At 72.4% G+C, this 12140-nt stretch carries 9 protein-coding genes; 6 read left to right on the forward strand and 3 right to left on the reverse strand.

The annotated features are described in order from the left end of the window. The first annotated feature begins 198 nt into the window (after positions 1-198). The 5 genes from J3R08_RS25345 to J3R08_RS25365 all read left to right on the forward strand — a co-directional run bounded on the left by J3R08_RS25345 (position 199) and on the right by J3R08_RS25365 (position 6442). The gene (locus J3R08_RS25345; RefSeq protein ID WP_030502265.1) at positions 199-1539 is read left to right on the forward strand and encodes an ABC transporter substrate-binding protein; all 1341 of its coding nucleotides are present in this window, start codon (positions 199-201) and stop codon (positions 1537-1539) included. A 72-nt stretch (positions 1540-1611) separates the two neighbouring features. After that, the gene (locus tag J3R08_RS25350) at positions 1612-2658 is read left to right on the forward strand and encodes a carbohydrate ABC transporter permease (RefSeq protein WP_030502266.1); all 1047 of its coding nucleotides are present in this window, start codon (positions 1612-1614) and stop codon (positions 2656-2658) included. A gap of 1 nt (position 2659) precedes the next feature. Further along, positions 2660-3619: a carbohydrate ABC transporter permease gene (locus J3R08_RS25355; protein WP_043328804.1), complete on the forward strand. Its 960-nt coding sequence runs from the start codon at positions 2660-2662 to the stop codon at positions 3617-3619. Between the two features lie 62 nt (positions 3620-3681). Beyond that, on the forward strand, positions 3682-4752 hold the full coding sequence (locus J3R08_RS25360) for a LacI family DNA-binding transcriptional regulator (protein WP_043328803.1): 1071 nt from the start codon (positions 3682-3684) through the stop codon (positions 4750-4752). A gap of 43 nt (positions 4753-4795) precedes the next feature. Then, entirely contained in the window at positions 4796-6442 is a 1647-nt protein-coding gene (locus tag J3R08_RS25365; RefSeq protein WP_043328802.1) for an alpha-amylase family glycosyl hydrolase, read from the forward strand. A 58-nt stretch (positions 6443-6500) separates the two neighbouring features. Here J3R08_RS25365 and J3R08_RS25370 read toward each other — a convergent pair whose 3' ends face one another. The 3 genes from J3R08_RS25370 to xylA all read right to left on the reverse strand — a co-directional run bounded on the left by J3R08_RS25370 (position 6501) and on the right by xylA (position 10694). Further along, entirely contained in the window at positions 6501-7931 is a 1431-nt protein-coding gene (locus tag J3R08_RS25370) for an MFS transporter (RefSeq protein WP_043328800.1), read from the reverse strand. 109 nt (positions 7932-8040) lie between these two features. Further along, on the reverse strand, positions 8041-9495 hold the full coding sequence (xylB, locus tag J3R08_RS25375; protein WP_209962999.1) for a xylulokinase: 1455 nt from the start codon (positions 9493-9495) through the stop codon (positions 8041-8043). A gap of 11 nt (positions 9496-9506) precedes the next feature. Beyond that, positions 9507-10694 (reverse strand): xylose isomerase, encoded by a 1188-nt coding sequence (gene xylA / locus J3R08_RS25380; RefSeq protein WP_043328799.1) that lies wholly within the window; start codon positions 10692-10694, stop codon positions 9507-9509. A gap of 52 nt (positions 10695-10746) precedes the next feature. Here xylA and J3R08_RS25385 point away from each other — a divergent pair, with 52 nt between their 5' ends. Continuing rightward, positions 10747-12006 carry an ROK family protein gene (locus J3R08_RS25385; protein WP_140946172.1) on the forward strand — a complete coding sequence of 420 codons (1260 nt, stop codon included), beginning with the start codon at positions 10747-10749 and terminating at the stop codon, positions 12004-12006. Positions 12007-12140: the final 134 nt, after the last annotated feature.

Raw genomic sequence — 12140 nt, forward strand, 5'->3', positions numbered from 1 at the left:
GACATCCTGACAGAAAGTTCCGCTCCCGGGAAGATTCGTGGGAGCGCACCCAAGCCCCTGGCCAGGGTTTCGGGATTGTTACCGGGCCGTGTCCGGCCAGGGGTGGACCCGACACGATGCAAGCGCTTACATGTGAGGACGACCATCGGACCGGCGCGGGTTCGATCCCCCCACGCGCCGGCAAGGAAGGAGATCGGCATGGCGTTTGCCAGATCGCGCCAGACGCTCGCGGTCGCCGGCGTCCTGGGGCTGGCGCTCGGTGTCGCCGCCTGCGGCACCGGCGATGACAAGAAGAGCGACAAGGCCGGATCGGCCGAATGCGCCGCATACGAGAAGTACGAAGGTCACGACGGCAAGAAGGTGACCATCTACTCCTCCATCCGGGAGATCGAGGCCGACCGCCTCAACGAGTCCTGGAAGCAGTTCGAGGACTGCACCGGCATCGAGATCGACCACGAGGGCAACGCCGAGTTCGAGGCGCAGCTCCCGGTCCGGGTCGACGGCGGCAACGCCCCCGACCTCGCCTTCATCCCGCAGCCGGGCCTGCTGAAGCGCTTCGTCGACTCGGGCAAGCTCAAGCCGGTCGGCGCCGACACCAAGGCGATGGCCGAGCAGAACTACTCCCCCGACTGGCTGAAGTACAGCACCGTCAACGGCCAGCTCTACGGCGCCCCGCTCGGCTCGAACGTGAAGTCCTTCGTGTGGTACTCGCCGAAGACCTTCAAGGACAAGGGCTGGACCGTCCCCACCACGTGGGACGACCTGATCAAGCTCTCCGACCAGATCGCGGCCAGCGGCACCAAGCCGTGGTGCGCCGGCATCGAGTCCGGTGACGCCACCGGCTGGCCGGCCACCGACTGGATCGAGGACGTGCTGCTGCGTACCGGTGGCCCGGAGGTCTACGACAAGTGGACCACCCACCAGATCCCGTTCAACGACCCGCAGGTGGCTGACGCGCTCAACCGGGCCGGCACCATCCTGAAGAACGAGAAGTACATGAACGGCGGCTTCGGCGGCGTCAAGAGCATCTCCACCACCGCCTTCCAGGAGGGCGGCACGCCGATCACCACCGGCAAGTGCGCGATGCACCGCCAGGCGTCCTTCTACGCCAACCAGTGGCCCGAGGGCACCAAGGTGGCCGAGGACGGCGACGTCTTCGCGTTCTACTTCCCGGCCATCGACCCGGCCAAGGGCAAGCCGGTGCTGGGCGGCGGCGAGTTCGTCGGCGCGTTCGCCGACCGTCCCGAGGTCCAGGCGGTGCAGACCTACCTGGCCTCCGGCGAGTACGCCAACAGCCGCGCCAAGATCGGTGACTGGGTGTCCGCGAACAAGAAGCTGGACATCAACAACGTGCCGAACCCGGTGGACAAGCTCTCCGTGGGCATCCTCCAGGACGAGAAGACGGTCTTCCGCTTCGACGGCTCGGACCTGATGCCGGCCGCGGTCGGCGCCGGCACCTTCTGGAAGGGCATGGTGGCCTGGATCAACGGCAAGGACACCAACTCCGTCCTGAACGACATCGAGGGCAGCTGGAAGTGATCTAGCAGGTGGCCCGGTCCGGTTCCCCCGGACCGGGCCACCTCTGCTAGCCGAACCCTTGAAGGAGGGTCGATGGAGTTCGACTTCGCGGCGGAGCAGCCGAAGTTCCTCATGCTGATGTACGGGCTGATCGCCTTCGTCGCGGTGGTGGGCGGGCTGCTCCTGCTCCTCGACGTGGTGCCGTCGTACTTCGCCCGGCGCCGGGAGGCGCAACTGGTCGCCGCCTCGGTGAGCGGCACGCCGCTGCCCCGCCGGCCCAAGCAGCGCGAGGGCGCGTTCGCGTTCTTCTTCCTGTTGCCGACGCTGCTGCTGCTCGCCGTCGGACTGGTGGTGCCGGCCATCCGCACCACGCTGCTCTCCTTCATGGACTCCAGCAGCAGCAACTGGGTGGGACTGGACAACTACCGCTGGATGTTCGCCGAGGACTCGATCGTCCGGGTCCTGGTCAACACGCTGATCTGGGTGCTGCTGGTGCCGCTGGTGGCCACCGCGTTCGGCCTGATCTACGCGGTCCTGGTGGACAAGGCACGGTTCGAGGCGGTCGCCAAGTCCCTGATCTTCCTGCCGATGGCGATCTCGTTCGTCGGCGCCTCCATCATCTGGCGCTTCGTCTACGCCTACCGGGGCGAGGGCGACCAGATCGGCCTGCTCAACCAGATCGTGGTGAGCCTCGGCGGAGAACCGAAGCAGTGGCTGCTGGACTCGCCGCTGAACACGTTCCTGCTCATCGTGATCATGGTGTGGATCCAGGCCGGTTTCGCGATGGTGGTGCTCTCCGCCGCGATCAAGGCCATCCCGGCCGACATCGTCGAGGCGGCCCGGCTCGACGGCACCACCGCGTGGCAGATGTTCTGGCGGATCACCATTCCGAGCATCCGGCCGGCGCTGATCGTCGTGGTGGTGACGATCTCCATCGCCACGCTCAAGGTCTTCGACATCGTCCGCACCGCCACCAACGGCAACTACGACACGAACGTGATCGCGACCGAGATGTACAACCAGGCGTTCCGCTACCAGGAGAACGGGCAGGGCTCGGCGCTGGCGGTGTTCCTGTTCGTCCTGGTGATCCCGATCGTGATCTACCAGATCCGCAACCTGCGCAAGCAGCGGGAGGGCTGAGATGACCACCACCACGCCCACCGTCGGAGTCGGCGCCCAGGCCACCGAACCGGCCACCCGGGGCGCCCGGGTGCGCAAGCGTCTGAACAGCCGTACCGCCACGCTCGTGTCGGTCGTGATCGCGATGCTCTGGACGATCCCGACCTTCGGCCTGTTCATCTCCTCGCTCCGGCCGGAGAACGAGATCAAGACCACCGGGTGGTGGACGTTCTTCAGCGACCCGCAGATCACGCTGGAGAACTACCAGGAGGTGCTGTTCAGCTCCGGCTCGTCCGGGCAGCTGGCCAGCTACTTCATCAACTCGCTGGCGATCACCATCCCCTCGGTGCTCTTCCCGCTCGCGTTCGCGTCGCTCGCGGCGTACGCGCTGGCGTGGATGAACTTCAAGGGGCGGGACTGGGTCTACATCGGCATCTTCGCACTGCAGATCGTGCCGCTGCAGATGGCCCTGGTGCCGCTACTGCGGTTCTTCTCCACCGGCGTCACGATCGCCGGGGTGCAGATCCTGCCCGCGTGGGACCTGGTCGACGAGCAGAAGTTCGCCCAGGTGTGGTTCGCGCACACCTGTTTCGCGCTTCCGTTCGCCGTGTTCCTGCTGCACAACTTCATCTCGCAGCTTCCCGGCGACCTGATGGAGGCGGCCCGGGTCGACGGGGCCACCCACCCGAAGATCTTCCGCACCATCGTGCTGCCGCTGATCATGCCCGCGCTGGCGGCGTTCGGCATCTTCCAGTTCCTCTGGGTCTGGAACGACCTGCTGGTCGCGCTGATCTTCGCCGGTGGCGGCGACGAGACCGCCCCGCTGACGGTCCGGCTCGCGGAACTGGCCGGCACCCGGGGCAACGAGTGGCAGCGGCTGACGGCCGGCGCGTTCGTGTCGATCGTCGTACCGCTGATCGTGTTCCTGTCCCTCCAGCGCTTCTTCGTGCGAGGCCTGCTCGCCGGCAGCGTCAAGGGTTGATCCGCGCCCCGCCGCCGGCACGGCCGGCGGCGGGGCCCGGGTCACGGCGGGGAGCCCACACGATGACCAGAATTGACGACGTCGCCCGGCTGGCCGGGGTCTCCACGGCCACCGTCTCCCGGGCGCTGCGGGGCCTGCCGACGGTCTCGGCCGCGACCCGGCGCCGGGTGCTCGCCGCCGCCGAACAACTCCAGTACGCGGTGTCCCCGAGCGCCAGCCGGCTGGCCGGCGGCCGGACCGGCACGGTCGCGGTGGTGGTGCCCCGGATCACCAGGTGGTTCTTCGGCACGGTGGTCGAGGCGGTCGAGGAGTTCCTCCAGGACAGCGGCTACGACCTGCTGCTCTACAACCTCGGCGGCCGGGAGCAGACCCGCCAGCGGGTGCTGCGCACGGCGAGCCTGCACAAGCGCGTGGACGCGATCATCCTGGTCGCCACCCCGCTGCGCGCGGCGGACGTGCACGCGCTGACGAACCTGGACCTGCCCGGCGTGACGATCAGCTCCGGCAGCGAGGTGCCCGGGTGGCCCTGCGTCCGGATCGACGACGTGGCCGCCGCCCGGACCGCCACCCGCCACCTGCTCGACCTCGGCCACACCCGGATCGCGCACATCTCCGGCGACCCGGACGACGAACTGGCCTTCACCACGCACCTGGACCGGCGGCGCGGCTACCAGGAGGCGTTGCGGGCCGCCGGGCTGCGGCCCGACCCGAGCCTCGACGTCGAGTCGCGGTTCACCATCGACGGGGGTACCCGGGCCACCGCCGAACTGCTGGCCCGGGGCGAGCCGCCGACGGCCATCTTCGCCGCCTGCGACGAGATGGCGATGGGCGCGGTCACCGCGCTGCGCGACGCCGGGCTACGGGTGCCGCAGGACGTGAGCGTGATCGGCATCGACGACCACGACCTCGCCGGTGTGCTCGGGCTCTCCACGATCGCCCAGCCCGCCGCCGACCAGGGACTGCTCGCCGCCCGCATCCTGCTCGACCCGCTCGGCGTACGGGCCACCGAGCCGTACCCCGGCCTGGTGCCCGCGCCGCGCGGCGCCGGCACCGACGACGGGACGCCACCCCCGGTGATCCTGCCCACTCGCCTGGTGGTGCGCGAATCGACAGCGCCGCCGCGGGCACACTGAACCAACTTGCTCGTCCCCGCACCACCCAGACAGGAGTAAGGCGCTGAACACCGACGCGACGCAGCAGGCCCCGGGCACCGGCTGGTGGACCGAGGCGGTGATCTACCAGGTCTACCCGCGCTCGTTCGCCGACTCCGACGGCGACGGCATCGGCGACCTGCCGGGCATCACCTCCCGGCTCGACCACCTCGCCGAGCTGGGAGTCGACGCGCTCTGGCTGTCCCCGTTCTATCCGTCCCCGCAGGCCGACGCCGGGTACGACGTGGCCGACTACCGCGACGTCGACCCGCTGTTCGGCACGCTCGCCGACGCCGACAAGCTGATCGCCGAGGCGAAGGCGCGCGGGCTACGGGTGATCGTCGACCTGGTGCCCAACCACACCTCGTCCGCGCACCGCTGGTTCACCGAGGCGGTGGCGGCCGCCCCGGGCAGCCCGGAGCGGCAGCGTTACGTCTTCCGCGACGGCAAGGGCCCGGACGGCGCCGAGCCGCCGAACGACTGGGTGAGCGTCTTCGGCGGCCCCGCCTGGACGCGGCTGCCGGACGGACAGTGGTACCTGCACCTGTTCGACTCCGGTCAGCCCGACCTCAACTGGGACAACCCGGAGGTGCGCGCGGAGTTCCTCGACGTGCTGCGTTTCTGGCTGGACCGGGGCGTGGACGGCTTCCGGGTGGACGTGGCGCACGGCCTGATCAAGCAGGCCGACCTGGCCGACTGGCAGGAGCCGCAGGAGATCCTCTCCGGCAGCGAGGTGGACAAGCCGCGCCCGCCGATGTGGGACCAGGACGGCGTGCACGAGATCTACCGGGAGTGGCGGCGGGTCCTCGACTCGTACCCCGGTGAGCGGATCCTGGTCGCCGAGGCGTGGGTGGAGCCGGCCGAGCGGCTGGCCCGGTACGTGCGCCCGGACGAGATGCACCAGGCGTTCAACTTCGAGTACCTGCTGGCCGCCTGGACCGCGCCGGCCCAGTACGCGGTGATCACCCGCTCGCTGGAGGCCACCGACTCCGTCGGCGCGCCCACCACCTGGGTCCTGTCCAACCACGACGTGGTCCGGCACGCCTCCCGGCTGGGGCTCGGCACCGCCGGTGGCCGGGCCAACGGCGTCGGCGTGGACGACCCGCAGCCGGACGCCGCGCTGGGTCTGCGCCGGGCCCGGGCAGCCAGCCTGCTGATGCTCGCGCTGCCCGGCTCCGCCTACCTCTACCAGGGCGAGGAACTGGGGCTGCCGGAGCACACCACGCTGCCCGACGAGGCCCGCCAGGACCCGACCTGGGCGCGCAGCGGGCACACCGAGCGCGGCCGGGACGGCTGCCGGGTGCCGATCCCGTGGGAGGCCGACGCCCCGTCGTACGGCTTCGGGCCGACCGACGCGAGCTGGCTGCCCCAGCCGTCGACCTGGGCCGAGTACGCGCTGGACCGGCAGCGCGGCGTGCCCGGGTCGACGTACGAGCTGTACCGGACCGCGCTGCGGCTGCGCCGCGAGCACGCGCTGGCCCGGGGCCCGCTGCGGTTCCTGTCCTCCGGCGACGAGGTGCTCACGTTCACCAACGGCGACCTCACCGTGCTGACGAACTTCGGGGCCGACCCGGCGCCGCTCCCGGCCGGCGCGCAGGTGCTGGTGTCGAGCGCGCCGCTGGACGACGCCACGGTCCCGACGGACGTCACCGTCTGGTTCCGGGTGGTGTAAGGAAGGGCCCCTTGTTAACGCCTCCGGTATAGGAAGGGCCCCTTATTAACACTCACCGTTAAGAAGGGGCCCTTCCTTCCAGGCGGTCGGCGCGGGCGTGCAGCAGGTCGTGCACCTGCGCTATGTCCCGCGGCGACGTACGCGCGGCCAGCCAGTACATGATCCCGGTCGGGATGAAGAAGAGCTGGAACGCGGCCAGCCCGACCGCGTAGTTCAACGGCGGCGGGAAGGCCGTACGCAGCGCGGCGAACACCACCCCGACCAGCCCGTTGCCGGCCGCCCGCCCGACGCCGTTGACGAGGTTGCCCAGGCTGTAGACGGTGCCCCGGTGCTCGGGCGGGTTGACGTCGGCGATCAGCGCGAACCAGTTCGGCGAGTTCGCCGACGTCAGCGCCAGCGCCACCACGGCGGTGAGCAGGCTCAGCCCCACCGTCGGCTCGGTCAGCACGCTGGACAGCACCGCCGTCACCACCGCGCCCGCCCCGGCGCCGTCGGGCACGTCGATGCGGATCGGCACGAAGAACAGGACCAGGTAGAACGGCAGCGCCGCGAGGATGCCGACGGCCGCGACGGTGGCCCGGCCGCTGGGCGTACGCCGTTGCAGCGCGTCGCCGACCAGGCCGCCCACGATCGAGAACACCCCGCCGAGCTGGAACAGGGTGGCGAAGACGCTGCCCACCACCACGGCCGTCGCCGGCGAGTAGCCCTGCGCCTCGGCCCGCTGGCTGAACAGCACCGGCAGCCAGACCAGCGAGCCGAACGCGGCCTGGGCGGTCAGCCCCTGCAGGATCAGCCAGCGGTTGGTCCGGCGGGCCAGGATCCGGGGCAGGTCGGCGCGGCTGATCCGGTAGTCGTACTCGTTCCCGGCGTCGATCGCCCCGGCCAGCTCCGGTTCGCTCTGCCCGCGCCGGATGTCGTAGGTGAACAGGTACGCCACCGTGGCGGCCAGACCCACGCCGGTCAGCAGCAGGAACGGCCGCCGCCAGTCGGTCGCCCCGAGCACGCCGCCGAGCAGCGTCCCGGCCAGCGTTCCGACGCCCTGGGACAGCCCCCAGAAGCTCATCACCAGGCCGCGGCGGCGCGGTGAGATCAGGTCGGTGACCACGGAGAAGCCGACCGAGCCCACCGCGCCCAGCCCGACCGCGCCGACGAACTGCGCGGCCAGGAACGTCGCGTACCCCCCGGCGAGCGCGCTGCCGGCGGTGCCGGCGGCCCAGAGCAGCGTGCCGACCATGAGCAGCGGCTTGCGGTTGGTGCGGTCCCCGACGTACGCCCAGCCCACCGCCGCCACCGCGCTGACCAGGAAGCTGACGGCGGTGACCAGGCCGAGCATCCGCTGGGGTACGTCGAGCGCGGTGGAGATCGGCCCGTACAGCGGCGGCACCAGGCCGATCGCCACGTTGTCCAGCGAGGCGAGCACCACGAAGACGACGACGCTGTAGAACCGGTGTGCCGCGTTCCCGCGCCGGGAGACCTTCGTGCCCGTCATGCAGGGCAGCCAATCAGGTGCGGGCCGGTTCCGGGACACCGCCCCCGGCCGACGCGCGTGTTAAGAAGGGGCCCCTCCTCTACCGCAGGCGTTAAGAAGGGGCCCTTCCTTACCCCCGGGCGTGGGCGTAGCGCTCGCGGATGGCGGGGACCGCCTCGCCGGTGTACTCCTCGGTGTCGCCGACCGACCAGGTGGGCGGGGTGTCGCCACCCAGCGCGACCCAGGCGGCCTGCCGGGCCGCGCCGTCGGCCACGTACTCGCCGGGCGGCGGCACCACCACCGGGCGGCCGAAGACCTGCGGCGCGATCCGCCGTACCGCGGCGGACCGGGCGCCGCCCCCGACCAGGATGATCCGGTCGGCGCGGGCGCCCTGGGCGAGCAGCGCGTCGAGACCGTCGGCCAGCCCGCAGAGCATCCCCTCGACCGCGGCCCGGGCCAGGTGCGCCGGGGTCGAGGTGCGCAGTGTCAGGCCCTTCAGCTCGCCGGTGGCGTGCGGTCGGTCCGGCGTCCGCTCCCCCTCCAGGTACGGCACCAGGACCAGCCCGTCGGCGCCGGGCGGCGCGGACAGGGCCAGCTCACCGAGCGTGTCGAGGTCGACGCCGAGCAGGGTCGCGGTGGCGTCGAGCACCCGGGCCGCGTTGAGCGTGCACACCAGCGGCAGGAACCGGCCGGTGGCGTCGGCGAACCCGGCCACCGCGCCGCTCGGGTCGGCGGCCGGGTTGTCCGCGACCGCGAAGACGGTGCCGGAGGTGCCGATCGAGACGACCACGTCGCCCGGACCGGCGCCGACACCGAGCGCCGCGGCGGCGTTGTCCCCGGTGCCCGGCCCGAGGAGCACCGGGCCGGCGGCACCGGTTCCCGGGGTTCCGGCCGTACCGGACGCCGCGCCGTCGCCGAGCACCGCCGGGTCGAGGTGCCCGGCCGCCTCGGCCGGGCCGAGCACGACCGGCACCGTCACGCGCCGCCCGAAGGCCCGCTCCAGCAGGTCCAGCCGGTACTCGCCGGTGCGCGGCGACCAGTAGCCGGTGCCGCTGGCGTCACCCCGGTCGGTGCGCAGCGCGTCCAGGCCGGGCGCGCCGGCGAGCCGCCAGGTGAGCCAGTCGTGCGGCAGGCACACGGCGGCCACCCGGTCGGCGTTGTCCGGCTCGTGCCGGGCCAGCCACCTCAGCTTCGTCGCGGTGAAGCTGGCCACCGGCACCGCGCCGGTCGCCTCGGCCCAGAACCGGCGGCCGGTCTCCCCGCCGCCGGCCTCCTCGACCAGGTCCCGGGCCGCGTCGGCGGACCGGGTGTCGTTCCACAGCAGCGCCGGCCGGACCACCTCACCGGAGGCGTCCAGGCAGACCATGCCGTGCTGCTGGCCGCCGACCGAGACGGCTGCCACGTCGGACAGGCCGCCGGCCTCGGCCACCGCCGCCCGCAGGGCCTCCCACCAGGCGTACGGGTCGACCTCGGTGCCGGGCGGGTGCGGCGCGCGGCCCTGCCGGACCAGCGCGCCGGTCTCCGCGTCCCGGACCACCACCTTGCAGGACTGGGTCGACGAGTCGACCCCCGCGACGAGCGGCATGGCGGCCCGCCTCAGCGCGCGCCGAGCACGTGCTCGACGGCGAGCTGGTTGAGCCGGACGAAGCCGAAGCCCTTCGCCCCGGCGGCCTCCGGGTCGAACTCCTCGAACGCGGTGCGGTCGGCGAGCAGCTCGCGGTAGCCCTCACCCGGGTTCAGCGTCGGGGTGGCCAGCTCGGCCACGCGGGCGGCGGCGAGCGCCTCGACCACCTCCGGGTCGGCGCGGAACGCCGCGGCCCGCTCCTTGAGCAGCAGGTACGTGCGCATGTTCGCCTCGGCGGAGGCCCACACGCCGGCGATGTCCTCGGTGCGGGACGGCTTGTAGTCGAAGTGGCGCGGGCCGTCGTAGGCCGGGCCGCCGTTCGGGCCGCCGTGCTCCAGCAGGTCGACCAGGGCGAACGCGTTGAGCAGGTCGCCGTGGCCGAAGACCAGGTCCTGGTCGTACTTGATGCCGCGCTGGCCGTTGAGGTCGATGTGGAACAGCTTGCCCTGCCAGAGCGCCTGGGCGATGCCGTGGGCGAAGTTCAGCCCGGCCATCTGCTCGTGCCCGACCTCCGGGTTCAGCCCGACCATCTCCGGGCGGGCCAGGGTGGAGATGAAGCCGAGCGCGTGGCCGACGGTGGGCAGCAGGATGTCGCCCCGGGGCTCGTTCGGCTTCGGCTCCAGCGCGAAGCGCAGGTCGTAGCCGTTGTCGACGACGTACTCGCAGAGCAGGTCGACCGCTTCGCGGTAGCGGTCCAGCGCGGCCTGGACGTCCTTCGCGACGTCGTACTCGGCGCCCTCCCGGCCGCCCCACATGACGAACGTCTTCGCGCCCATCTCGGCGGCCAGGTCGATGTTGCGCAGCACCTTGCGCAGCGCGTACCGCCGCACGTCGCGGTCGTTGCTGGTGAAGCCGCCGTCCTTGAACACCGGGTGGTTGAACAGGTTGGTGGTGACCATCGGCACGACCAGGCCGGTCTCGTCGAGCGCCTTGCGGAAGCGGCTGAGCCGGGCGTCGCGGGTGGCGGCGTCCGCGCCGAACGGGACCAGGTCGTCGTCGTGGAAGGTGATGCCGTACGCGCCCAGCTCGGCGAGCCGGTGCACGGCCTCGACGGCGTCCAGCTCGGGACGGGTCGCGTCGCCGAACGGGTCACGGGCCGGCCAGCCCACCGTCCAGAGGCCGAAGGAGAACTTGTCCGCGGGGGTGGGACGGGGTGCCATGGCAGACCTCCAGTGGTGGTGTCGTCCGCGATTTGTTCAGCGGTTGAATTAAATGGCGGCGATGTGGCAGTGTCAAGAGGTGACAAGCGCCAGCACGGCCGGGGCGGTCCGGCAGGGCAGCCTGCGCGAGTTGAACCTCGCAGTGGTGCTCCGGCGGATCGCCGCCGCCGACCGGCCGCCCTCGCGGGCCGGGATCGCCGCCGACACCGGCCTGACCCGGGCCACCGTCTCCGCCGTGGTCGACGACCTGATCGCCGGCCGGCTGGTCGCCGAGGCGGAGCCGGAGCCGCGTACCGGTGCGGGCCGGCCGGCCCGGGGGCTGGTGCTCGCCTCCGACGGCCCGGCCGGGCTCGGCCTGGAGGTGAACGTCGACTACCTGGCGGCCTGCGTCGTCGACCTGACCGGCACGGTCCGGCACCACCTGGTCCGCCGCGCCGACCTGCGCCCGGTCTCCCCCGCCGACGCGCTCGCCCGGCTCGCCGCACTGGCCGCCGAGGCGCGCGCCGCCGCCGTACGCGACGGACTGACCCTGGCCGGCGCGGCGCTCGCCGTGCCCGGCCTGGTCGGCGACGGCGGCCTGGTCCGGCTCGCGCCGAACCTCGGCTGGCGGGACGTGGACGTGCCGGCGCTGCTGGCCGGGCATTCGCTGGCCGAGCCGGTCGACGGGGTGCCACCGCTCGTGGTCGACAACGAGGCCAACCTGGCGGCGCTCGGCGAGCTGTACGCGCGACCGGCCGGCCCCCGCAGCTTCCTGCACATCACCGGCGAGATCGGCATCGGCGCCGGAATCGTGCTGGACGGCTCGCTCTACCGGGGCGCGCGCGGCTGGAGCGGAGAGATCGGTCACTTCCCGGTCCAGCCGCAGGGGCGGCCGTGCCGCTGCGGCGGCCAGGGCTGTCTGGAGCGGTACGCGGGCCAGGAGGCGATCCTGGCCGCCGCCGGGCTGCCCGGCGCGGAACTGCCCGCCGACACCGCCGCCACCCGGCTCGCCGACCTGGCCGACGCCGGTGACCCGGCCACGCTGACCGCCCTGGCCGACGCCGGCGCCGCCCTCGGGGTCGCCGTGGCGGGCGTGGTGAACCTGCTGGACCTGGACACGGTGGTGCTCGGCGGCGGATACGCCCCGCTCGCCCCCTGGCTGCGGCCGCCTGTGGTGGCGGAGATCTCCCGGCGGGTGCTGACCGCCGCCTGGGCACCGGTCGAGGTACGCCCGGCCGTGCTCGGGGCGCAGTCCGCGGCGGTCGGCGGAGCCGGCTCGGTGGTCCGCCGGATCGTCGACCGGCCGGTGGGCTGGCTGGCCCGCAGCGCCTGATCCGGCCGTTCCTGGACGGGCATTACGTGCCCGCGCTCGGTACGCTTGCCGCCAGGCAACCTGTCCGCCGAGCGAGGAGTGCACCGACAGCATGCGCAGGGGTCGACTGACCGAAGCGCCCGGCCACCTGAGGT

The sequence above is a fragment of the Micromonospora sp. HB375 genome (assembly GCF_017872985.1).
Classification (GTDB): Bacteria; Actinomycetota; Actinomycetes; order Mycobacteriales; family Micromonosporaceae; genus Micromonospora; species Micromonospora chalcea.